Origin of the sequence: Gordonia sp. BP-119, assembly GCF_016924115.1 — a bacterium.
GTDB classification, from domain to species: domain Bacteria; phylum Actinomycetota; class Actinomycetes; order Mycobacteriales; family Mycobacteriaceae; genus Gordonia; species Gordonia hongkongensis.
Window position 1 is genome coordinate 25,839 of sequence record NZ_JAFFZF010000029.1, and the last position, 23,418, is coordinate 49,256.

Here is a 23,418-nt window from a genome sequence, read left to right on the forward strand (position 1 = left end):
GGGACTCAAACAGCAGTCCCTGGCCGTCGTCGACTACCTCCGCACGCGCTCGGCGTCGGCGCGATCCTGATCGGCCAGCGCTGCGTCCACCATCGCGGTCAGCTCCGGAACCAGCGGATGTGCCGGCCCGTCGGGCACCGGCAGTCCGTCGGTCAGACGTGCTTCCAGCAGTTGCTCGGCCCACACCTGAAACCGTGGTGTCTGATCCGGCCACACCTGTTCGGTCAGTCGTTCGGTCTCTCGGCTCGCCTCGATCGCCCACTGCGTCAGCCACCGTTGCATCCCGGTCATCGTGTCCGGGTTCGGCTCGTCGTCCGGCTGGTCGTCGTCCTCGGGACTGCTGAATCCCTCCCATAGCGTCGCCAGCACCGTCTCCTCCGCCGAGTACCGGGCCTGCTGATACAGCCGCTGCGTCGTCAGCACGTCCGGGTCGTTGCCCCCGTGCTGGTCCTTCCACGCTGCGATCGTCGCCAGCTCGGTCTGCGACTGCGTCTGAGCGATCTCGGCTTCCAGTCGCGTCGTTTCCGCGGTCAGGAAGTCCTCGAACTGTGTGCGGTCCATCTGCGTCAGTTCCTGGGCGTACCGCTCGGTCAGTGCCGTGCGCAGATCGTGAAACATCGGTGTCCTCCTCGGTGTGGGTATTCATAGTGCTCTGCGGTGCCGACATTCGCTTCCCGGATGGGTCGGTGTCGGCGAGTAGATCGAACAGATTGGGGGTGTTGTCCTCAGGGGTGGCGTTGCGTGCCATGCGTCGAGCTCCTACCAAAGTGAGGTCCGCCCGGCCCGGCCAACGCCGGTCCTCGCGGGGGTGGCTATCGTTTCTCACTGGTCAGAGGCTCGATCTCTGACCGATCAGTGCCCTGGCAGGTGTTGACGCACCTGCCAGGGCCTGAGTCATCTCACGGCGGGTCCTCGCCGTCGCCGGGATTAGGCATCAGGGCACTCGACCAACGGTGCGGGCTGGGTGGTGATCCGGACGTGCGTGGCGTGGTTGGCGATCGGGCTGCCACGGTCTTCCATCAGTTGCGCTCGCGGATACGCCGTCGGATCGCCAGGCCAGTAGGTGCGGTTGAACAGCACGTACTCGACGCGGTCGACGGCGGCGTCGCGCTGCACCGCGGTCGCAATGCGGGCACCGAGAGCGCGACCGGCATCGGTAGCCCAGTTGTTGATCCCGACCAGCACCACGCGGCCGCGGTCAGCCGGTGGGCTGGTATCGGTGGTCGGGCGTACCGATACTTCGGTCTGCGGGTACCGCTCCTGCAGCCGCTCAGCCAGAGCGACCGCAGTCTGGGTGCATCCCACGGTCTGGGGCGACGATGACCTGTCCACATCACCGGCCGCGCAGCCTGCGACTGATGCGACGCCAATCAACGCTGCCGCCAGTAACGCCGGGATGGCGATGACGACGGGTCTCCTTCGGGTGCGGTGATATGTGGGTGTCGGTTTAGTCGTCATGGTGTGCTCCGTCGTGGTCAGGTCTGTGGTGGTGTCTGGGCGGTCGTCGGCGTTGGCGCAGCGCGGCTTTGGTGACGACGATGACGCCGGTGATCGACAGGACCACCAGCAGTACGAAGCAGCCGACGAGCGCGATATGAATGAGTGACGGCATGAGCTGGCTTTCGCGGTCTATGCGGCGGCGGTGTGGTCAGCGGGTGGGTCGAACCATCCCGGCGGTGGTGGAGTGCTCGCGTCGGTGAGTGTGTCTGTGGCGGTGTGTTTTTCGGGGGTGCACAGGTACAGCGGCCCGTTCTCGGCGGTGAGCGTTCGCCAGTGGGCGTCGAGGTGGGCGGTCCACCACGACGACAGCGCGGCGGGGTCTTCGCTCAGGCGGGCAGTCTCCCACGCCTTCCACAGCTCCTCGAGGCGGATGACGACTTCGTCGTGGCGCCACCACTGCGCACACCAGCGGGTGTCGCGGTCGAAACGCCCGGCTTTGATGTGGCTGAGCCAGTTGGTGAACCAGTCGGCGCCGGAGGTAAACCGCCAGTGCGCGCGGGGATCGTCGTCAGGGGTGTCGGTGGTGTCGTGGGTGGTCATCAGAAGGTCCTTTCCCGGGTGGTGGCGGCGACGGGCGGTGAAGCGGTCAGTGCTGTCTGCTGTGCTGCGCGTTCAGTCGCGCAGGCCTTCTTGGAGGCGTCGATCAGTTCGGCGTAGGGGCCGAGCCAGTAGGAGTTCTTGGTGGTGACAACGGTGCGGTTGCCGGAGGTGGCCAGCACTGCACGCTCGGCGGGGAGTGCTTTGAGGTCGTCGATACCGAGAATGGGTTCGCTGGACCAGGATTCGCTGGTGCTGGTCGATCCCAGACCGGAGTTGGAGTGTGATCGGCTGCGGCGTCGGACGTCGCGTTGGCCGATCATCCGGCTCAGGCCGGACAGGTAGGACTCGTTGTTCGATGATCCGGCGTAGATGTAGACGTTCGAGGAGTCGACGAGCATGTCGAGTTTGTCTTTGGACCACACTTTCGCGGCCTGGGCCAGCGATTGCAGCATCGTGACGATGACGATGCCCTGGCTGCCGAAGTGGGAGTACCAGTCGGGCAGTTCGGGCAGCTTGCACACGTTGGCGGCCTCATCGAGCACTGCCACGACGGGCACCGGCAGACGCCCACCGTTGCGCCGTGCTTGGGCGACGGAGGCTTTGAAGATGGTGTCGGCCAATGCGGTGGTCAACGCGGTGGCCGATCCTGCCCCTTCCATCGACAGGGCATACATGGTGTCGGTGGAGGTGACGAACGCTTGCGGATCGAACTTGGGCAGGTCGTGGCGGATGTCGTTGCTGCCGACGGTGTTGTCGCCGTCGAACCGCACACGTTGGGGCGGGAGGACTGATCGGGCGTAGGCGGGCACGGTCATGACGTTGATGAACCGTCGCGCCATGTCGTAGAGGCCGTCTTGCTGTCGGGGGTTGAGGTTGGCGGCGGTGTCGATCTTGGCGGCGGCGTCGTGGTGGCCGTGGCGGGTCAAGACCTGGCGGGCGACTTTGAGTTTGGGGTCGGTGAGCCAGCCGTCGACATGCTTGAGGTCTCCCCCACCGACCGATGCGGCCAGAATGTGCAGGGCCAACAGTTCTTTGGCGCCGCCGTCGAAGTATGCGTCCAGGCGTGACCCTTCGGCGGTTTCGGCGGCGGCGAAGATCGCGGCAAGCTCGCGGGCGTCGGAGAGCTCGTGCACGCACCACAGCGGGTCCCACCACCACTGCTGGCCCTGAGTGCCGGCGATGTGCTGGAGGTCCGAGAGCCAGATGGTGCCGCGGGTGCGTGGCGGTTCGCGCCGCTGGGTGCGATAGGCCCACAGTGCGCGCAGCCCTTGTCGGGTGGTGTCGGCCTTGGCGGCGGGAGTGGTATCGAGGTCGCTGCGGTCACGGACCCAGCGGGTGGCGTCGTAGATGTCGGGCTTGTTGGAGGTGGCGAACACGGCTCCGGGCGCCTGGCAGATCATCGGGATGGCGTAGCCGGTGGTCTTGCCGCATCGGGGTCCGCCGATGACGAGTCCGACCCACTCCCAGCTCATGTAGAGCGCGGAGGTGCCCGCGCCGATCAGCGATCCCAGCACGAGCCCGTAGTCGAGGTGCCCGGCGATGGCGTCGCGGCCACGCAGGCGCTGCGCGGATTGCTTGGCATCGCGGGCGGTGATGGCGTGCAGTTCCCGGGGGCGGGGAAGAAACTGTGCCACCTGGTCGAACTCACGCAGCACGGCGGTGGCGGCGCGATGACGTCCCACCACGACCGCGATCGCGGCGGCGGCGATGACCGCGACCACGAGGAGCACGGTGGAGGCCGCCGGCCACTGGAAGGTGCCGTCGACGGCGGCGGTGGCCGGGTTGATCAGCACCGGGCCGGGCTGACCGGCGAGCCAGCAACCCGCCCGCCAGCACACGTAGACGATCGCCAGCAGCGCGAACACGGCTGCGGCGAGGTAGTAACCGACCATGGACTCGTGTTGGCCGCGGTCGCGGCGATGGGTGGTGCTCACAGCTGGGCTCCGGTGTCGAGGGTGACGCTGGCCCCGACCTCAGCGACCGGGGTGATCTGCCAGTCGCTGTCGCCAGCGGCGATCAACGCGGCTTCGGGCGCGGGTTCGGTGTCGGCGATGAGTTCACTCATCGAGCGGTGCCCGCCCGCGGCCGCGGCGTCGTCGACGTCGATGGCATAGTTCGCGGCCGCGGCCGAGACCTGGTCGAGCAGATCGGTGTCGGCGACCTCGCCGAGGTCGCTGTCGCGGTCGCGGCCGCCGATGCTGTCGGGGTCGACGCCGGCCTCGCGCAGCCGCTCATCCCAGGCGTGCGCCCATTGCTCGGCGCGCTGCGCGGTGGCATTGGTCTGGGCTTGCCGGGCGGTGTCACCCTCGCGGGCGGCCTCGGCCGCGGCTTCGCGCGCCAGATCGGCGGCGGCGTGCGCCCCGGCCCAGCGGGCCATCAAATCCGGTGTCAGCGGGTGACGTTCGGCGCTGGTGTCGGTGTAGCGGGGCTGGTGGGCGCCAGTGTGGCGCGCGAAGTTCAGGCGCTGTTGAGCGCGGGTCTGTCGGGCACGTCGGCGGTGCTGCTGGTTGCGGACCTCACGCAGCGCTTCGTCGGCGCGACGTCGGGAGTGCCGCATGATCGTGCGGATTTCGTCGAAGATGTCGTCGACTTCGCGGCTGTTGTCCTGCGGGACGCTCTGTGGGTCGAGCATGGTGTGCCTTCCTTCGAGGGGTGATGAGAGGTCGGTGGGTCAGGTGTCGGCGCGGGGGTAGGTGGCGACCTTCCACTGGCCGTCGACGCGGACGAGATCGGTGGTGACAGTGAACTTCCGGAACGAGGTCACCGTGGCGTCGATGCCGAGCACGGTTTGGATGACGGTGCCGCGCGCGCTGGCCTTGTCCGGTGAGATCAGCACTGCCGAGGCGCCCTCGACGCGGGCGGTGATGACGTCGAGGGACTGTTTCCAGGCGCCCCACTGGGCGCTGGGCCGCACTGTGGCCGAGCTGTCGGCGGAGGCCAGTGCCTGGCCGGTGAGGGTGGCGCGGGTGCGGCGCAGCGCGTCGGTGGGTGAGGTGTCGGTGGCGGGTTGCCAACTGAACATGGTGGTGACCGTGGTGGTGAACACCCCGATCGGTTCGGCGCGATCGGGCAGGCCGGGTGGGCTGCTGTAGTGCTCGCCGTGGCTATGGTCGTGTGCGGGTTCGGTGGTGTCGTCGCTGCCGGAGCATCCGGCCAGTGCGGCGATCAGCACGATCGCGAGGACGACCAGGAGGTGGTGTCGGGGGTGGTGGTTCATCGGTTCTTCTCTGGAAGTCCTTGATCGGCGAACTGTGTGGCGTAGGCGATGACTTTCTGGCCGTACGGGCGGGTCTGGGTGTCGTAGTCGCCGCCGGTGGGTGTTCCGCCGGCGTTGAGCACCGCGCCGACTCCGGCGTTGTAGGCGTAGGCGTAGAGAATTTCGCGGCCTTCGGCGGGTTCTTTCACCCGCCCGGAGGCGATCGCGGCGTCGATCTGTTTGGCGTTGGCGCAGGAGAATCGACCGGCGGCCATGACGGCGTCGCCGATGTCGGTGGCCGAGGCGCGGCCGTTGCCGTCGTCGTCTTTGGCCCAGGACGGGTAGGTGTAGTCCATGAATTGCATCGGTCCTTTCGCGCCTGCGGGGGACACCAGGGAGGCGTTGAATCCGGTCTCTTGCTTGCCGATTCCGGCGAGGAACGCCGAGCTGATCTGTGGGCACAGCAGTCCGGCTTTGCGGAACCACGGCTCGTAGGCCGGTGGGACCCGCCCGGCGGCGAGGTTGTCGACTCCCCCGCCGTGCTGGTTCTCGACCGGGCCGCAGTCGGCGCCGTCGTCGGCGCTGATCCCGCCGGTGATGCCGGGCGCGGTGTAGACCTCATTGCCGCGGGGCATGCCGTGGCCTTCGACGGTGGCGTGGACGTGGTCGAAGTGGTTCTGGGTGGGGTCGCCGCGGTCGTTCATGACGTTGGACTTGCCAACGGCCGGGTAGTAGGTCTGACGCCAGATCGTGTACTCGAGCTTGAAGTGCTTCTTGTTGTCGAGGATGTACTTGTTGACGGCGTTGCCGAGCGCGATCCCTTGTGCGGAGGTGTAGTTGGGGATCATGACGTCGACGGCGCGGCCGGACGGGTGGTCGTTGTATCCGCCGCCGTCGGCGCGCCAGCCGCCGATGGTCTGGATTTGGGGGAACTTGGCGGCGATCGCGCGGGCGAGGCGGATGGTGTCGACCTGGAAGTGCGCTTCGGAGCCCTTGGACTTCGGCAGCGGCGGCAGCGGGCCCGATGGCCCCGACGATGCGGGCGGGCCGCTGGGGGCGCCTGCCGGTGGCGGCACCGCGGCGGCGTTGAGGAACGTGCCTGCGGGAGCGGGTTTCTTGCCGGTGACCCCGGCCTTCTTGGAGGTGGTCGGCCAGGCATTCCAGCCTTGGGAACCCAGGACGCGGTTGGCGACCTCCATTTGCTGTTCGCGGGTGGCTTTGTCGGCGGTCGGCGCGTACTGCGCACCGCCGGCGCCGGTCCAGGTCGACGCTGCGAACTGCAATCCGCCGTAGTAGCCGTTGCCGGTGTTGATCTTCCAGTTGCCGCCGGATTCGTGCTTGGCCACGGCATCCCAGTCGGCGGCGGTGACCACGTCGGCGGCGGGCAGGACCCGGGGTGCGGTGAGCACCCGCGGACTACCCGGTTGGGCCGGGGCTCGCCCGGCCGGGGCGGCGCCGGGCTCGGGGCTGGTGGACACCCACCCGGCCGGGTCGACCGAGCGGCCGCCGGTGAAGTCGCGGTGCCCGCCATCCCACACCTCGAAATGCAGGTGCGGGCCGGTGGATTGGCCGTCGTTGCCGAGCTTGGCGATGTGTTGTCCGGCGGTGACTTTCTGGCCGGCTTTGACCAGCACGCCGTCGGCGAACATGTGCCCGTAGACCGTGGACCACACGTGTCCGTTGATGTTGTGGGTGAGCACGATCCAGTGCCCGAACCCGGAGGCGGTCCCGGCGGCGGTGACGGTGCCGTCGGCGGCGGCATAGATCGGTGCGCCGAGTGCCCCGGCCAGGTCGATGCCTTCGTGCATCGTCCCGTCGCGCATCCCGTAGCCGGAGGTGATCTGAAAGTCCTTGACTTTCATCGGCTTGACCTTGGCGCCGGGTGAGAGAGTGGCGTCGGCGGGTTGGTCGACACCGCCGGTCAGCGGCAGACACGCGTCGTCGTCACCGGCCACGGAGATGATGACCGTGCACGAGGCGAAGAACCCCATCACCAGTGCCAGCAGCGGCACCAGCAGTGTGGAGGCGTTGCCCTCACCCACGAGGCAGACCCCGATAGTCCGCGGTGGTGGTGTCGAGGTCGCGGACGTGCTCGGTGAGGGCCTTGTTCATCGAGCGCATGACGTCGAGGCGGGTGGCCCATTCGCGGTCGCGGGCGGTGACGTCGCGGCCGACCCCGGCTGCCCGGCACCACCGCATGACGCTGTTGGTGCCGGCGCCGATGTTGGCGGCGACGTCGGCGGCCGCGGCGGTCAGCGACAGCGATGTGCGAGCGAGTAGCTCAGCCACGGCGCGCACGGCCAGTCGCCGGACTTCCTCGGAGTGGGCGGTGCGGCGCGGGTTGGGTTCGACCACCCAGTCCTGCACCTGCTCCCAGGCACTGGGTAGCGGGTCGATCGGGGTGGCCACCCCCGGGTCGCTGTCGGTGCTCATGCCGCGGATCCGGACTTGGCGCCGCGGCCGCGGTTGAAGCGCTTGTTGGTGTTGTGCATCTCGGTGGCGCGCTCGGTGGCGGTCAACCGCATCTGCACCGGGATACCGGGCTGCTCACCCTCTTTGATCAAGAATTTGCCCATACCTGGCGGGACGGTGTTGGTTTCGGTGCCGGTCGCGCGGACCCCCTCGGCCCAGGCCGATTCGCTGATCTCGGAGACGACCGGGTCGTCGATGCCGCGGGGGGTGGTGGCCCACTCGGCGAGGGTGGCGGCTTCTTTCTCGTTGAGGTTGACCTTGCCTTCCATCAGCGAGGCTTCGTCCTCGGGCAGCGGGAAGCACACCTTGACCCGGGCGCGGTCGAGAAAGCCCATGGCGCGCTGGCGATCTTCCATCGAGTCGAACGCCTGGAGGTCCTTGACGGTGTGGGTGGTGAACAGGCTGCCGGTGCCCTGTTCGCGCTGGACGCGGGTGACTTCGTCGACGCGCCACACGATGCCGTTGCCGACACCGAGCACCAGCGAGAACTCGTCGCACACCAGGTCGTAGTTGCGGGGCTCTTGCAGGCCGTGATCGGAGAGCAGGTGCGAGGCTTCGACGGCGGAGAACCCGTCCGACCAGCACGCCAGGAGCACCGCGGCGCGCAGCTTGCGGGCGTTGGCCGGCAGCCGGGACATGTCCACGCACACCCCGAGGGCGTCGATGTCGATGGGCTCTTTGGTGGGGGCGTTGAAGATCTCGCCGAACTGCCCCGACACCAGCTGGTCGAGCGACTGGCGCAGGTTCTCGGTCAGCAGCAGGTAGCGGTCGACGGCGATCGCGTCATGGGGTCGACGCCCCAGGGCGCCGGAGGCATCGAGGAGGTCTTGGTGGGCGCGGCGCAGTTCGGGATTGGTGTCGGCGTCGCGGGCGGTGGCGTCGATGAGAGTCTGCGGGACCTGGCGTAGCAGGTTGAGCACATCGCCGGGCAGGGGTGCATTGGTCAGGGTGAACTCGTTGGCCGTGCCGTAGAGCACCCGCAGGGCGGTGGTCAGCAGCGTCTCCTCGTGCGGAGCGATCGGGCGGCCGGAGCTGATCTCGAGCAGGCCGGTGGCGGCGGTGACCTGGCGTGCCCGCATTTCGCGTTCGGCGAGCTGGCGGGCCGCGGCGGTGGGCAACCGGGCGATGAGGTTGCCGAAGGTGCCCACCGCCAGCGGATTCATCGGCGAGTCGAATCCGACGCTGGTGACCTGCGGGGTGACCGGGGTGACACCGTCCTCGCGGTACTGCACCCGGCCGTCGCTGTCGTGCAGGACCATCTGGCGCATCATGTTGACGAAGTCGGGGCGGTGATCGCCCATGATGAGCGGGCGGACCCCGGTCGCCAGGTCGTGGCAGACGATGCGCCGGTTCAGCGTGCTCTTGCCGAACCCGTTGAGTCCGAACACCATCGCTGACGGGGCGGTGATCTGTCCTGCCTCGAACCAGCCGATCTGATCGAACCCGACGGGCTGTCCGGTGTCGAGGTGCGAGCCGACGGGCGCGCCGTCCAGGGGGGCTGAGGCGCCGATGGGGAACGGGTAGAACCCCGGCACGTGCGCGGTGGTGCCGCGCAGCTCGTTGGGGCGGCGCACGTGGGCGACGCGGCCGCCGCCACGCCCGTCGTAGCCCCGGTTGGTACGGATCAAGGTGGGTACGTCGAACTGGATCGGCCGGGCAATGGCGGCTTCGTGGCGTTCCCGGCGGCGGGCGTCGTTGTCGAGTTTCTGGCGGGCGAGGTAGCCGCTGATCCCACCGCTGCGGGCGGTGTCGAGCAGGTCCTCGCGGGTGTCGTCGTCGTAGAACGTGGTCGGCTTGGTCGAGCGTTCTTTGCTGCTCGGCCGGGTGGCCGAGGCGGCACCGGCATTGAGGCGCAACGTCGACGGCGGGGTGTCGCCGTCAGTGGTGGCGGTGGAGGCTTTACGGAGGTCGGTGACAGTCATGGTGGGGCGTCTCGCAATCGGTTAGCGGTGGCGGTGGCGCAGGGCTTCGTCGGTGATGTCGCCGTGTTCGGGCAGCAACACCCCCAGCCCGATGCCGGCGGCGAACAGTTCGGCGTGGCGGTCGTAGCCGTTGCGCACGCCGAGGCGGGCGAACAGCGGCAACCGGTCGCGCACGGAGTCCACCGACGGCGTGCGGGGACGCGGCTCGGTGATCGTCAGCGTGGCGCCGAAGCGCTGCAGAGCGGGCTCGAAGGTGAGTCGGATCGGGTCATCGGGGTGGATGGTGTCGGCGATGCACGTCGCCCGCCAGGTGATCGCCAGCCGGGTGCGCGGGGTGGTCGGGTCACGCTCAAGAAGTTGGGCCAGTACCGAACCCATCGCGTGGGGCGGTTCCAGCACGTGTGGGGCGATCACCCATGTCGCCGAGACCAGGTCGTTGTGGCAGAGCACATCGCGCACCCGGTGTGGTGTCGAGTCCGGTGCGATGTCGGCGAATGCGGGCGAGGTGTCGTCGGCCAGGCCGCCGCGGTAGGCCCGCACTCCGACCGCGGCGACCTGCGCTGCGGTCAGTGGTGTGGTGTCCAGGCCGGCGGCGTGCAGGGACCCGATCAGCGTGTGCAGGCGCCGGCCCACCTCCACGGCCATCTCGTCGGGAGTGGTTTTCATTGCCGAGGTGGCCGCGACGAAGGTCACCGCGAGATAGGTGTCGGTGGCGATGTCGGCGACGTCGAGGTGGTGATGGCCCTCGGGGACCATCCACTGCCGGTGGGCGGTGTCGGTGCGGGGGAAGGTGTCGGCGACGGCGGTGACCGCGACGACATCCCACGCGTCGGCGCCGAAGTCGATGCGGGTGTAGTTGCACAGTTGTTGCCAGTCGCGCAGTGTCGCGCCGGTCGCGGCGAGGATCACCGTGTAGTGACCGGTGGCGTGGGCCCGGATCAGGCCGTAGTCGTGGCCACCGGCCGAGCGGTGTTCGGTGATCGACAGGACGGTGTTGATCTGGGGCAGGGATGCCGCCGAGGAAGATAGGCGGGCGCGGGAGCGCTGGAGCAGCGAGGTCAGGGCCGGGAGCGTCGGCATCGCAGGGTGGTCCTTTCTGTCTCGGGTTAGGCGGCGAGTTTGTCGGAGACGGTGCTCTCTTCGGAGAGCACGACACCGAATCCCAGTCCGGCGCAGAAGGTGACGAGTTGTTCGTCGCGGGTCGGTTCGAGTGGGGTGGCCGCAGAGAGGCCCAGATCGGTGACGAGGGTTTCGATCTTCTGGGTGTCAGCACCGATGGGGCAGGTGGCGGTGACGATCATCGACACCCGGGTCACACCTGCGCCGCGGGCCTGTTCCTGGCGGGCGCCTTCGGCGCTGTCCAGGCGCACCAGCGCGCGTTCGGGCAGTTTGCCGACGTTGGTGCGCACGGCCTGGCGGGCATCGTTGTGGTCCTTGTTGACGATGGTGGTGGCTTGGGCCGGGGTGTAGGGCTGGTAGACGAAGGTGACGCGTTTGCGTGGTACGTCGCTGTTCGGGGACAGCAGATCGGCGAGCACGTTGGAGTCGAACGGCGCCTCGGGTTCGTTGCGCATCGTCCACGACATCGACTGCGCCGCATCGTGAAGCAGGCGGCCGTGCTGGTCTGAGGCCGAGGTCGGTCCGCAGTCTTCCCACCGCAGGCGCATCGGTTCACCGCTCATCAGACCGATCTCGAGGTCGAGCTCGTCGGCCGGGGAGAAACTGCGGCGAGCGATCGCGCAGATTTCGCGTTCGAGCATCGGCCGTACCCGCAGACCGGCGGCGTGGCAGTAGTCCCGAATCCGGCCGAGTCGTCGTGCGAGCTCGTTGCCCATGTCGGTGGCATCGCGTTTGCGGTGCATGGTGTCCGCGCGCCAGGTCAATCCGATCCGGGCTTCCAGGCGCACTTCGGCGGTCGGCACCGCTTCGGTGGCTTCGATGATGATCTTGCGGGCCAACGCTGGCGCGGTGTCCTTGAGTCGCGACCGCACGATGCTGGAGGCCCGCATCCCCGACTCGGGCAGGGTTTCCATGGTGACCGTGGCGGCCACGAAGTCCGGGGATTGCCCGAGGAAGGTGAGCATGTCGCCGAGGCGGGCGACCCACCGGTCGCGCACAGGCTGGTCATTCCACTCCCCGCCCTGGGGCCAGGTCCGCAGCACCAGGGTGTAGAAATTCTTCGACGACAACCTGATCAGACCGAACGGCGCCGATCCATCGCCGGGTGAGAAGTTGAACGTCTCGGCGGTGGCCAGCGGTCCCGGTGGTGGGGTGCCGTCGGGGATCTTCGTGAACGGCCCGGACCGCACCAGGGTCTCACCGGCACGGCGCGACTTCGACACCGCCCGTGCACCCATGCCCAGCTCCCACGCCGAGCGGCCGCGCAGCGACACCACCAGCGGCACGAACAGCACAGCCAGGGTGAACGGCAGCCCGAGGAATTTGATGATCCCGGGCAACGGCAGCATCAGGCCGACGACGGCGATGAACAGGAACCCGAGCAGCACCATCGTCGAGAACATGGTGAACCCGAAAGCGCCGGAGGACCGGAACGCCGCCGCAGGGCGGTACAGCAGTCGGCGGGTGCCGGCTTTGTCGGTCATGACAACCTCTTTCGACAGTCAGAGATGGGTCAGTGGTGGCCGCTAGTGCGCCATGGCGTGTTCGTTCCAGCCCGAACGCATCGGCGGTGGGCTGCTCAGCGACGGGTCGGCACTGGTGGTGGATTCGACTTCGGATTCGACGCTGTCGGCGACGGTTTGCATTGCTGCCCCGGCCAGTCCGCCGGCCGATCCCATCGCATCGCCCAGCCCGGAGGTGGGACCGCCACCACCTCCTCCCCCGCCGCCGGAGCTGGCTTGGCCGCCCTGGCCACCGGAGAGGGCGGGTTGGGCGCCGGGCCCGCCGCCACCTGATGGCGGTGGTGGTGAGGGTGCCGATGCCGTGGAGATACCGCCGGAGGGTCCGCCGCCGCCGCGACCGGCGATCGAGGACATGCCGCCTGCGCTCGCGCCGCCGCTGGCCCCGGCGGTCGCTCCGCCCGAGGCGGCCGCGGCCGCGACCTTGCCCGCCGCGACGCCTGCACCGATGGCCGCACCGGCCGCTGCGGCACCTGATCCGCCGCCGCCCATGCTTGCCACTGCAGGGGCGATCAGGCGCATGAGCGCGGGTAACACGAACGCGCACAGCATCATCAGCACCATGCCCAGGACCACCTGTTGGGCGTTGTCTTTGGACGCTCCGGCGCGAAACGCCACGAAGTAGGTCAGCGCGCCAACGGGTTTGAACAGCAGGAACGCCACCGACCACGCGACGAGCCGCTGATAGCTCTGCGAACCGGGTCCGGTGCCGGAGAATGCGGCGGCCACCGGGAGCGCGGCGACGACCAGCAGCAGCATCGCCTCGCGCACCACCAGCAACGCCAACTGCAAGAAGGCGCCGAGGAATCCGACGAGCGCGAAGATGCCGATGGCGGTGGTACCCAGGCCGGAGTTGGTCAGCAGGTTGAGTTTGAGGAAGTTCTTGATGACGTCGCCGTTGCCGCCGCCGGCGGTCACCGATTCGCTAACCAGCCAGTTGGAGATGCCGTCGGCGATCCGCCCGCCCACGGTCAGAGCCAGCGGGATCGCGGCGGTGGCCATCGCCGAGCGGAAGATCAGTTTGAAGCCCTCTTCGGCGTCATCGGCTAGGGAGCGTTTGCGGTCGATCATCATCCGCAAGCCGAAGAACATCAGCGAGAACGTCAGGCCCACGATCTGGATTTGCAGGGTGTGGTCGTGCACTTCCTGCATGAGGGAGGACTTGTTGTCCAACTGCGGGTTTGGCAGTTTGATCCACCACGCCATCGCCCACGTCAGGACCGTCTGATAGCCCTCCAGGAGCGAGTTGACGATCTTCTCGAACGTCCCGCCGACCACACTGCCGGCCACATTGCTGGCGGCGTTGCCCGCGGTGTCACACACGGCGCGGCTCAACGGACCAGCGATGTCGCACAGAGGGTTCGCTGCGGCCGTGCCCGCACCGGCCCACGAGGACACCGTCGCGGCGATCAGCGCCACCACGACCGCGGCGTGGGTGCGTCGACCGGTCAGGTGAGCGCGCAGGCGGCCCGAACGCGAGTCCCGGAGGCGAGAGTCGTTGTTGTGGTGATTCACCATGGGGTCCACCCATCGTCGGTGGTCGAGATGAGCAGTCGGCTCGGTTCGTTGCCGGGTTCGGGGACCACCCATTTCCACTGACCGTCACGCCAGACCATGTCGACGCCGACCGAGATGGCGGTAAAGCCGTCGTCGCGGGTGAGCGGTTGGGCGAACTCGACGTGGGCGAAGTCGGTCGAGTAGGTGGTGACGCGGACCGCGACCGGCACATCCCGAATCTGCGCGGGCAAACCAGGGTTACCGGCATCGATTTGCGCGCCGTTGGTGCGCAAGTTGTCGGCCTCGGGACGGGCGGCCTCGGAGACCACGGCCGCGCGATCGAGCAGGGCGACGTTCTGGTCATCGGGTGCCCAGGTGGCGCGCTGGCCGATCTGCCAGGCGGCCATCGCCGCGCCCTGCGGGGTGTGGGCAAACCCGGTGGGCACACCGTCTGTACTGATCGCAGTCGGACCGTCGGAGGTGGAGAACGGGATGGTCGCGCCATACACGCGCTGCCACATCAACCCCCGCGGAGGCGGGAGCACAGCCTCAGGATCATCGGTGTCGGAGGGATCGGTGGTCTGCGGGAGGACCTGGCCGAGCGGGTTGGTCGGGGTTTCCACCCGCCGGCCGCGGGTATCGGTGGTGGGCACCCCGAACGCGTCGTCAGGCAGCCGGGTCACAGGGGTTTGCGGCGGCAACGACGTCGGTGTGTCCGTGGCGGTGACCTGCGGTGGCTGCGTTGACGACTCGTCACCGTCACCGCGGACGGCGACCAGCACGGCCATGCCGATGACGATGGTCAACACCAGCAGCGACAGCACCAGCGTGGTGCCTTTGTAGCCACCGGACTGGCGCAGTGAGTGCAGCGCCGCAAGGCGGCCGAGGTCCTCGCGAGGATCGGGAGTGCTCATGGGGTTACCCTCCTGTCAGTGCGACCATGTCGGTCGGCGTGGCCGAGATCGCGTCCACTGGTGAGGCACCCGCCGCCGCGTCGGGCAGCAGCAGCCGCCAATCACCGAACGCTGGCGCCCACACGACCGTGGTGTGGTTGACCGTCATCGACCCGTCCGGCATCCGGGTGTAAATGTCGACCGATGCCTTGTCGGGGGTGAACGCGGTCAGTTTCCAGCCCTGTACTTGCGGGGCCTGACCGGCTGGCACGCCGGACGTGGTCGACAGCTGAATGCGGTTGGTGATGAAGTCATCTCGCGTCTGTCCCGGTGCGAGGAGCTCACGCACAACCTGGGGCCACTGGTCATCGAGCGCTACCGACAGACGCACGATGGCATTGACCGCGGCCAGCCCAGCGCCCGGAGGGGTGCGGTCGAACCCTCCCGGAGCGATGACATCGGACACCTCGTGGGGGCCTTCGGCGGCTTGGGGAAGGCGCATCCCGTTGAACTCCACCCACCGCAGATCGGTGGGTGGCGCGGTCAGCGGAATCTGTTGCGGCGTCGACGATGTGGCGGTGTCGGGGTCTGATCCGCACCCGGCCAGCAGCACGATCAGCGTGCACACCAGGCCGAGGAGGGTGATCGGTGTGGTGATCAGCCGAACACCAGCACCGCCGCCGCGATGTTGCCGGCGATCGCGACCACCCACACCCCGAAGATGATCTTGGTGAACCACTCCCCCGCGGGGATCTGGGAGAACGGATGCTCGCGCACCTTGTCGAACGCGATCGAGGCGCCCAGAAAGACCAGATGCACGAGTGCGAGCATGTTGGCGACGAACACGAACCAGCCGCCGATCAGCGTGACGTTGCTCATCACCTCGGGGGGCAGTTTCGCGTACGCCACTGTCATGGTGGTGTTCATCGCTGAGGCCTTCGGTCCGCACGGCTCACTGCCCGCCCGCGGCCTGCAGGATCGTGGCGCCCGTCGCGATCACCATCGTCCCGACGATCGAGCTGATCGCGATCTTCACCCCCTTGCTATCACCGCGATCGGTGATCTTGTCCCATGCGATGAAGCCGCCGCCGACGACGATCGCCACCGCGCAGGCGAAGTAGGCCAGGAAGGTGGCCCACCCGCCGAAGGTGTTGAGCCGATCCGACAGACCGGGAATCGGGATGGGGTTGAACGCCACGTAGGTGGTGGCTGTGGCCGAGGCCAGGGTGGACTGGAGCATGATCTCTTCCTTCTCGTGAGGTGGAGGTTGTGGAGTTGTGCCGTTATGGGGTTGTGCCGGCGTCACCTGACATCACCGCGACCGCGGCGTCGCGCAGGCCCTGGCCGACGGCGGCGATGTCAGGGGCGACGACGGTGCGTGGATCGGCCCGCCGCGCCGCCGGGGCCGGGTCGGGGCCGGTCGAGGGCAGTTCGTTGAGCGGGGTGTCGACGAGGAAGTCGTGCCAAGAGATGTGCCACACGTTCGCGAAAAGACCCGACCCGACCAGTAATTCACGATCACGGCGGAGCCGGGCGGTCGGCTTTCCCTTCCGCCCGGCTACCAGCACCAAACCCAGCAACTGCACATGGGCTGGCGCATTGTTCGTCGCGTACTGGCGCGCGGCCAGCGACGCCGCGGCCAGGCCGCGCGCCGATTCCCGCGCAACGAGTACCGCGAACGGTGGCTCGTCGACGCGCCCGGGCCACAACTGGCCGGAATCGCCGACATGCTCGAGTTGGGCCGCGAGCGTGGACACACCAGCACCGCCGTGACAGCCCACGGCCGCCACCAGATGCGCCGGTAACCGTGTCGTGCGCCGCCCCAACATCTCCGATGCGCTCGGCGGCAGAATCGACGCACCCCGAATCGCTCCGGCGTTGTGCGCCGACACAGTCTCCACACTCGCGGCCATCGTTGTTATGCCCCCTTCGGCGTGAGCTGCGGGAAGGTGACCTTGAGACCCGGGACGGCCTTCTCGGCCTGCCGGGAGAGGTCGACCGCGGCGTCGGTGACGGTCTTGCGCACCTGATCGGCTGCACCGCCGAGTGCCTTGTAGGGGGCTTCGGCCTGCTCCGCGGTCCAGTTCGCGGTGTAGGTCTGGCCACCAATGGTGGTTTCGGCGTTGACATCTCCACCGACGTTGACCTGGTAATGCACCGCCGGTAGACCAGCCTTGGTCGCCTGGTCGGCAGGAAGGTGCAGCTCGAACTGGTTGGCGCCGGGGTTGGGCAGCGGAGCGGGCTCCGGTCGCTGCGGCGAAGGTGCGCGGCGGTTCGGGTCCGGCTGACCGGGCAGCCCGGGCTGACGCGGGTTCGCGCCCGGATCTCCGGCACCCAGGGCGTGCGCGAGGAGTCCACCGGCCGTTCCACCGGCCACACCGCCGACGACCGCCGCGGGAATACCCAGCGCCGCAGCGCCGATCGCCGCACCGGCGGCCGCACCAATCGCCGCGCCCGTACCGGTGTGCGCGCCGGGGAACGGCACCACCATGCTCGACCCGATGACGGCTCCCACGCCGGTACCGATCAGCGCACCACCGACACCGCCGGTCACCGCGGCAGGCACGCCCAGAGCAACCGCACCCGTGGTGCCGCCGAGCGCGACGCCGATGATGGTGGCCGCGGCCTGGCGGGACGCTTCGTCCTCGGGAACGCCGACCGAGATGAGGCCCTGGGCGATCTTCGCTTCGCCATAGGCCGACCACTCGTTGATCGACACCCGCTGACGGTCGGTCAGCCAGGGAGCATCGCGTTTCAGCTGGTCTTCCTCGACGAGGAAGTTGCCCACGCGCAACGTTTTCGGGGGCGAGGCAATCGGGCGGACCGGCGCGACCGGGCGGGGCAGAGTGTAGGCCCGCGGCGGCGCCGGGTTGTAGACGGTGTCGTAGTTGGGCTGGTTGTACGCCTGCGGATCGGCGTAGGGCCGGTATGGCGCTTCCCGGGGCGGTGCCGGGATAGCGCCCGGGCCGGGGTTGTAGTTGTAGCTCGGCGCAGTCCGCTGCGGAGGTGCGGCCGGTGGGGTTGCGTCGTCGCCGCCACCGCCGACCCCGCCCTGCTCGAATCCATCGTCGGTCTCGCCCTGGTCGATACCGCCCTGTTCGTAGGCTGCGGCCGGGCTGTTGACCAGGAGGGTGGCGCCGAAGGAACCGGAAACCATCAGCGCGGCAAGCACTGTCCCGACGAACGGGGTGGCTGGTGGTGGGGCGGTGCGGTGCCGGCGTTGTGCTCGCGACCGCCGGGGCGGGGTGTCATACGGCGGAGCCGTGACCGCTGGTGTGGTGATGTACATGGGAGGGGGTGACCTTTCTATTTCCTATTTCGTGTGACAGACGCGATGTAGGTGCGTTCGCCGATCTGGGTGGTGGTGATGTTCTGGACATCGGGGTCGGGGTCGCGGGTGCCATCGGGCAGGATCAACGTGACCGCCACGCGATAGCTGTTGGAACCGGTCTCCTCAATCGACAGGCAGTACCGCGCTTGGGGATTGAGCGTGTCGATGCTCGACTGCAAATCGACGGCGCTGCCAATGCCCTCGACATTGGACGAGGCCATCGCCCGCGCGGCCGGTCCCGAACGCCAGTGGAAGTAGGCGTAGTTGAACGCTTTGATCACGTTCGGCCCCGACGTCAGGTCGCCCGGGTCGCGGCCGGTGGTCGTGGCTCCCTCACTGGTTGAGGGGCATTCCACCGCATCGGAGAACGGGTCCGGGGTGTCCATCACAGCAACCGGATCGGTGATGCCGTCCTCGCCGCCGCCGATGACCAGGCCCCGGATCATGACCGCGATCGCCACTAGCCCCATGACCGCCACCAAAGCGGCAGCCGCCACGATCAGCAGCCACCGGCGGTCCCGACGTCGAACCGGGGTCGGAGCGGGCGCACTTCGTGTGAATGGCGCTGCGGCATAGACGTTGCCGGTGTACGGGGGCTCCTCGACTGCGGGCTTGGCGACCTCCGCGAAATCGGCGTCATCAGATTCAGCATCATCGAGCGGGGCGTAGCTGTAAGTGTCGTCGACCTGGTCAACGCCCCCTGCTGGGATGTCCTGCTCGGGGCGCGTCGGCTCGTCAACCCACTCGGTGAGCTGGTCGGAGTGAGGCTCACTGGTGTGCAGCCAGGACTGCACGCTCGGGTCGTTCTGCCAATCAGTGCTCATCCGAACGTCACCTCGTTCCCGTGGCGGTATGCGCGGGTCCAGCGATCGCACGCGGCGAGGTGCCAGTGCAGGGGGTGTTCATCGCCGAACACACCGCGCCGGACCGCGGTCAGCGAGAACGGATCGATGGTGTGCAGCGTGTCGTCGAACACGTCGCGGTAGGTGGCGCCGACCAGCAGCTCGTCCGGCAACGAACCGTTCGAACCGACCACCAGCACAACGCTGTTCGCGCCGAGGCGGTAGCCGCGGTCACCGGGCAGTACGCACCGCGCCCGTTCGTCGTAAGCCTCTTTGAGCCGCGTGATGCTGAGGCCATTGCCCATCCCCCATCGAGTCGACGCGCAGCCGTTCTCATCGGTCAAGATCACCGACGTGGCCGGGTCGGTGACTGCGGTGATCAGATCGATGGGACTCAACCACGCCGGCTCACCACCCTGCGAGCTGATGGGACGGTTCGGATGGCCGGGGTTATGAGAGGCATGTCCCCCGAACGGGGGCCGGATTGCACTGTCACTGAACATGTACTCGCTCCTTCCGGAGTGATTCGCTGAGTGCGCTAGTGGAGAGGAAGGGTCTAACTGGAGGTGGTGGTTCGACCACCACCACAAGCGCGGCACAACCCGCGCCCGCACACGCGGGAAGGGCTGGCCGAGAGGACGGTCAGACTCATTGCGAGGCCCCGCTGAGGAACGGCGGAAGGCCGGACGCGCCGCCAGGAGGTGTGGATTGCGGGACCGGTGAGGACCCCGAGGGAACTGTCTCGGACGAAGCCGATGGTGACGAAGTGTCGAGCTCCCACGGATACGCCGGTTCCGACGTCGCAGCGCTCGGCGGCAACGACGTCGTGGTCAACGATGGAAGCGTCGACGAACCAGCGGACCCCTCGCCGAACAGCCACGAAAAGTCATCGCTGCCGCTGCCGCTACCGGACGAGTTCGACGGCGCGCCGTCCTTGCCGGCGATGTCGCGCGCGGCCGCCACGATCCAATCACCGATCAGCTTCGTCGGGGGCTGGCCTGTCGGCGTGGCCGACACCTGCGAGTACGACGTGTGCTGCTTGGCCGCATCCCAGTACTTCAACAGCGAGGACACCTTGAACAGGTCGGAGTTCGCTTGGAACTCGGACTTGAACGCGGTAAATGCCTCAGAGACAAGACGTTCCTGGGTTGCCGGTGGAACCAGCGTGACCGCTGCCTGGCCCAGCTTTGCGCCCAGAATGCCGACGATGGCCAGTGGATTTGCAGCACCCGCAGTAGCGATCGCGGCGATGGTGCTCGGGGTGGCGACTGTCTGCACAACGGTCTTCACCGCGTTGAACCCGATCGTGCCCACCTTGATGACCGCCGACAACGCGTCCTGAACACTCGGCAACGGCGTACGAGGGTCTGAGGCCACTGCCAACCGCTCTGACAGGGTCTGTCGCGGTTGGTAACTCACGGATTCGAGGTTGTTCTCCGGCGCCTGGACATCTTCATTGACCACCGGCACCGCGGTCTTGACTGCGGTCAATGCCAGTGCTTCGGCGATCGTCGACAACGACCCGATCGGATCGTCCGGGTTGAGTTCCGATTGACCCGCGATGTTGGTGACCAACCGCGCCAGCGGTGCGTTCGCCGGGGCATCGCAGGCGAGGTCGCCGGGCGTGCACGCGGACAGATAGCGCCCCGCGATGGCCTGGTACGACGTGTCCTCGACGTCACCGACCGGGGCTATACCGCCACCCGGGGCGTTGGTCGTCGACACCGCCACGACCTTGGACACGTTCGCGCCGCTTGTTCCCGGCACCGGATCGGGAGAAGTCTGCCCCGGCTTACCGGGGAACAACGAAGCCCCTTCGGGACGGCCAGGATCGCCGAGGTTGGCCAGCAGAGCCAGTTTGTCGGCGCCGATCGCTGCTTTGCCACCGACGATGTCGTTCAACACGATCCGCGTGACGTGAGCGCCCTGGGAGTAGCCGACCAGACCGAACTTCGTGGCCGGGCACGCGGCGGCTTTGTCTTTGATCCAGGACAGTGTCTTGGCGACCGCGCCCTGAACGGACTGCTCGTACGGGACCTTGCCGCCCGCTACAGCACCACCGAAGCCGGCGTCGTAGGGCACATACGCGCGGTCCATATCACCGCGGGCGGCCGTGATCGCCGGGTGCAGTACCTGAGACAGGAAGCCCGCGTCCTTCGACGGGTCGGCGTCCGGCGATGACTGGCCGGTGCCCTGTACCGCGTACACCATCAGACCAGGGCAGCCCCCCGGCTGCGCTGGCGCGGCAGACACGTTCCCGACCCCGACATTGGCGAGGGCGATGACGGCTGTCGCCATGACGGCCAGGGTCGTCGCCCAGATCGAGTGTCGTGAGTCCTGTCCACCCCTCTGGACAGGACGATGCATCTCTACACTGGTCACCGGGACAGCCCCCCATCAACAGACAGGGAGCTGTCTCCTCGGGTGACCACGCGTGAGCCGTTCGACGGCAAATCAATCGCGCTCGCGCGTAGTCGCCAACCACCACTCCGGAGAGGGACCGTTCGACGGCAATCTGACCGTCCCTCTCCGGAGCCTGGGACCTGTGCCATCGATCGAAAGTCGACAGCGACACGCCCAGACCAATCTGGCCCACGAGGATCGGGCTCAAGAAGGTTCGTCATGCGAGTTCCTTCACTCCAAGGGTTTCCTCGAAGCTGTAGGAGCAGCCCACCCAGACGACCGTTGTCAGCGCATACCCGCAGGTACACTGTTCAACGCCCGCCTCGATGCCCGCACTTACCGCATCGAGCTGGTAATCACCCGGTCCGGACGCCGTTCGAGTCGCCAAACTTTGCAGCGTCCGGCCGGGGTCAAACTTCGAGACGGAGACCCTGTGCCTACCTGGTGTACATGGGTCTCGCAAAGTGCCAAAAGCCGCTCAATCGGCAGCTTGACCCGTGCAGTAACCGATCAATATCGAGCGTCGGTACGTACTATAGCCCGACAGTAGACCGATTGAAAGCCGAAGTTAAACAATAATTGGTGGAATACCGTAGGGGGCACGCCCCGGAACGGTCTATAGCGCCTAGAGTGCGGGTGTGGCCGATGCTTTGCGCTTTGGGCGCCTCGTGCAACGGCGCCGGCAGGAACTGGGAATGTCGCAAGCCGATGTCAGTCTCGCCGGCGGGCCGAGTGACCCGACTATGCGACGCCTCGAGCAAGGTTTAATGGCCAAGCCGCGGTTCGTCACGTTGACCAAGCTGGACGCTCCGCTGCGGTGGTCCCCCGGAAGCGCCGCGCGCGCTTTCGAGGGAGGTGACCCGGTACCTCTGCAGGACGAACCCACGACCGATCTGGCCCCGGGTACGAATGATCCGGTCTCTTCTCGCCCCACACGTCCTCTGACGCCCTCTGCTTACGGCGTGTTCATTCGAACCGACGCGCTGGCCGAACTCGCTCGGAAGGTACGCGCAGTCGATGACCTGTCGTCGTCGCTCGACGAGGACCAGCGCGTTGTGGTTGCGAATCTTCGTCATGCGACCGACAGGTTGACCCGAGCGTGGATAATCAGGCAAGCAGAAATAGCGCGTCGTGATGACACTCTCGCTGATCTAATCCTTGTTCTTGACGATCATCTACGAACGCCACCACCGGAAGGCGAGTCCACCTCTGACAGCGATGACCTCAACTACTTGAGGTGGCTAGCCGGCTACCCGATGTCAATGCCTCAGGTTCGGCGATACGAAGCGCGGTTCGCTGAGTTCGTAGCGAGTCAGTCGGAGCAAGCTGACTGACCCAAACTTGGAGTTCTCGTCAGGTGTTGCTAGGTGCGGTGGCCCAGCGGGCCGGGTTGGTCTACTGCAACCTCCAACCCGACCCGCGAGCACGATCCGGCAAGACCAGTCTTTAGGCTGCGCAGTCGTTGGACATCGCGCCGCGCCACAAGACGCCATTGGTGGTGGCAAACCGAAGTTACACCGATATTAGACCAAAATAAAGGCGTGCACTCTCTGCGCCCGTCGAAGCGGGTGAGTCCCAGGCTCGCCCGCAACGGTATGAATTGGCAATTCACTGCGTGCCCGTTGCTTCGTTCTGATACGTACCCAGATATCAGACGCCCTTCGGCGACCCTCACCTATCGAACTGCGTTTAGTCGCGCGGACCCATCACCCTCCCCCGCGTGACTGCAGGGACGCCGCGGGTTTGGGTGTGCAGCTCGTGCCTGCGAACCGCCAGCCGGCAGGGATGAACCGTCGGAGGATTGGGTGTACCGGCTTACTCCGAATCCACCGACTGAGACTGGAGGTGGGCTTCTAAAGCCGCCCTACACAGCTGCGAGCGATTCTCGGCACCAACTTCGACAACTAAGCGATCGATGACAGTCAGGTTGCGACCAAGCATCCGGAATGTCAGCGAAGATCGCTCTTCTTCTGGTCTGGCTTCGATTCGTACGAACAGCCCATCGTCGTGGTGCTGGCGTTTGAGCTTCTCTACTAACGCCGGCAAGCGGTCGTGATTGGCGACAATCGCGTCCATCAATGTCCCGGCAATGGTTGTTTCGTTCTGCTTGTTGTGTGCCTTGGTGGCTGTGCAGAGTGGCGTGGGAAGCGACAGGGTGACTGACACCAGCATCTCGTCTGGGC

The 23,418-nt window shown here is 67.3% G+C and carries 23 protein-coding genes; all 23 read right to left on the bottom strand.

Features of this window, described 5'->3' with window-relative positions; genetic code table 11:
- Positions 1-33 precede the first annotated feature (33 nt).
- The gene (locus JW364_RS16445; protein ID WP_205333860.1) at positions 34-618 is read right to left on the bottom strand and encodes a hypothetical protein; all 585 of its coding nucleotides are present in this window, start codon (positions 616-618) and stop codon (positions 34-36) included.
- Between the two features lie 309 nt (positions 619-927).
- Entirely contained in the window at positions 928-1,305 is a 378-nt protein-coding gene (locus JW364_RS16450; protein ID WP_205333859.1) for a hypothetical protein, read from the bottom strand.
- Positions 1,306-1,447: 142 nt separating this feature from the next.
- Positions 1,448-1,612, bottom strand: a complete 165-nt coding sequence (locus JW364_RS16455; RefSeq protein WP_205333858.1) for a hypothetical protein — start codon at positions 1,610-1,612, stop codon at positions 1,448-1,450.
- A 17-nt stretch (positions 1,613-1,629) separates the two neighbouring features.
- Entirely contained in the window at positions 1,630-2,040 is a 411-nt protein-coding gene (locus JW364_RS16460) for a DUF4913 domain-containing protein (protein ID WP_205333857.1), read from the bottom strand.
- Positions 2,040-3,974 (bottom strand): type IV secretory system conjugative DNA transfer family protein, encoded by a 1,935-nt coding sequence (locus JW364_RS16465; RefSeq protein ID WP_205333856.1) that lies wholly within the window; start codon positions 3,972-3,974, stop codon positions 2,040-2,042. The genes JW364_RS16460 and JW364_RS16465 overlap by 1 nt, the downstream gene beginning before the upstream one ends.
- Positions 3,971-4,672 carry a hypothetical protein gene (locus JW364_RS16470; protein ID WP_205333855.1) on the bottom strand — a complete coding sequence of 234 codons (702 nt, stop codon included), beginning with the start codon at positions 4,670-4,672 and terminating at the stop codon, positions 3,971-3,973. The genes JW364_RS16465 and JW364_RS16470 overlap by 4 nt, the downstream gene beginning before the upstream one ends.
- Positions 4,673-4,711: 39 nt before the next feature.
- Positions 4,712-5,257 (bottom strand): hypothetical protein, encoded by a 546-nt coding sequence (locus JW364_RS16475; protein ID WP_205333854.1) that lies wholly within the window; start codon positions 5,255-5,257, stop codon positions 4,712-4,714.
- The gene (locus JW364_RS24445) at positions 5,254-7,278 is read right to left on the bottom strand and encodes a transglycosylase family protein (RefSeq protein ID WP_205333853.1); all 2,025 of its coding nucleotides are present in this window, start codon (positions 7,276-7,278) and stop codon (positions 5,254-5,256) included. The genes JW364_RS16475 and JW364_RS24445 overlap by 4 nt, the downstream gene beginning before the upstream one ends.
- Positions 7,271-7,669 (bottom strand): hypothetical protein, encoded by a 399-nt coding sequence (locus tag JW364_RS16485; protein ID WP_205333852.1) that lies wholly within the window; start codon positions 7,667-7,669, stop codon positions 7,271-7,273. Before JW364_RS16485 ends, JW364_RS24445 begins: the two co-directional genes overlap by 8 nt.
- Entirely contained in the window at positions 7,666-9,630 is a 1,965-nt protein-coding gene (locus JW364_RS16490) for a hypothetical protein (RefSeq protein WP_205333851.1), read from the bottom strand. The genes JW364_RS16485 and JW364_RS16490 overlap by 4 nt, the downstream gene beginning before the upstream one ends.
- Before the next feature lie 21 nt (positions 9,631-9,651).
- Positions 9,652-10,710 (bottom strand): hypothetical protein, encoded by a 1,059-nt coding sequence (locus tag JW364_RS16495; RefSeq protein WP_205333850.1) that lies wholly within the window; start codon positions 10,708-10,710, stop codon positions 9,652-9,654.
- A gap of 26 nt (positions 10,711-10,736) precedes the next feature.
- Positions 10,737-12,233: an SCO6880 family protein gene (locus JW364_RS16500; protein ID WP_205333849.1), complete on the bottom strand. Its 1,497-nt coding sequence runs from the start codon at positions 12,231-12,233 to the stop codon at positions 10,737-10,739.
- Positions 12,234-12,275: 42 nt separating this feature from the next.
- A complete protein-coding gene (locus JW364_RS16505) occupies positions 12,276-13,787 on the bottom strand; it encodes a hypothetical protein (RefSeq protein ID WP_205333848.1) in 1,512 nt (503 codons plus the stop codon).
- A complete protein-coding gene (locus JW364_RS16510; protein WP_205333847.1) occupies positions 13,781-14,680 on the bottom strand; it encodes a hypothetical protein in 900 nt (299 codons plus the stop codon). The genes JW364_RS16505 and JW364_RS16510 overlap by 7 nt, the downstream gene beginning before the upstream one ends.
- A 4-nt stretch (positions 14,681-14,684) precedes the next feature.
- Positions 14,685-15,371: a hypothetical protein gene (locus JW364_RS16515; protein WP_205333846.1), complete on the bottom strand. Its 687-nt coding sequence runs from the start codon at positions 15,369-15,371 to the stop codon at positions 14,685-14,687.
- A complete protein-coding gene (locus tag JW364_RS16520) occupies positions 15,317-15,586 on the bottom strand; it encodes a hypothetical protein (protein WP_205333845.1) in 270 nt (89 codons plus the stop codon). The genes JW364_RS16515 and JW364_RS16520 overlap by 55 nt, the downstream gene beginning before the upstream one ends.
- A 25-nt stretch (positions 15,587-15,611) precedes the next feature.
- On the bottom strand, positions 15,612-15,899 hold the full coding sequence (locus JW364_RS16525; RefSeq protein ID WP_182374557.1) for a hypothetical protein: 288 nt from the start codon (positions 15,897-15,899) through the stop codon (positions 15,612-15,614).
- Between the two features lie 43 nt (positions 15,900-15,942).
- Positions 15,943-16,416 (bottom strand): hypothetical protein, encoded by a 474-nt coding sequence (locus tag JW364_RS16530; protein WP_205333844.1) that lies wholly within the window; start codon positions 16,414-16,416, stop codon positions 15,943-15,945.
- Between the two features lie 161 nt (positions 16,417-16,577).
- On the bottom strand, positions 16,578-17,948 hold the full coding sequence (locus JW364_RS16535) for a hypothetical protein (protein ID WP_205333843.1): 1,371 nt from the start codon (positions 17,946-17,948) through the stop codon (positions 16,578-16,580).
- A gap of 17 nt (positions 17,949-17,965) precedes the next feature.
- A complete protein-coding gene (locus JW364_RS16540) occupies positions 17,966-18,814 on the bottom strand; it encodes a hypothetical protein (protein ID WP_205333842.1) in 849 nt (282 codons plus the stop codon).
- Positions 18,811-19,335: a hypothetical protein gene (locus JW364_RS16545; RefSeq protein WP_205333841.1), complete on the bottom strand. Its 525-nt coding sequence runs from the start codon at positions 19,333-19,335 to the stop codon at positions 18,811-18,813. The genes JW364_RS16540 and JW364_RS16545 overlap by 4 nt, the downstream gene beginning before the upstream one ends.
- A 145-nt stretch (positions 19,336-19,480) precedes the next feature.
- Positions 19,481-21,130: a cutinase family protein gene (locus tag JW364_RS16550; RefSeq protein WP_240199200.1), complete on the bottom strand. Its 1,650-nt coding sequence runs from the start codon at positions 21,128-21,130 to the stop codon at positions 19,481-19,483.
- Positions 21,131-23,050: 1,920 nt separating this feature from the next.
- Positions 23,051-23,401: a hypothetical protein gene (locus tag JW364_RS16560; RefSeq protein WP_144066077.1), complete on the bottom strand. Its 351-nt coding sequence runs from the start codon at positions 23,399-23,401 to the stop codon at positions 23,051-23,053.
- Between the last annotated feature and the right edge of the window lie 17 nt (positions 23,402-23,418).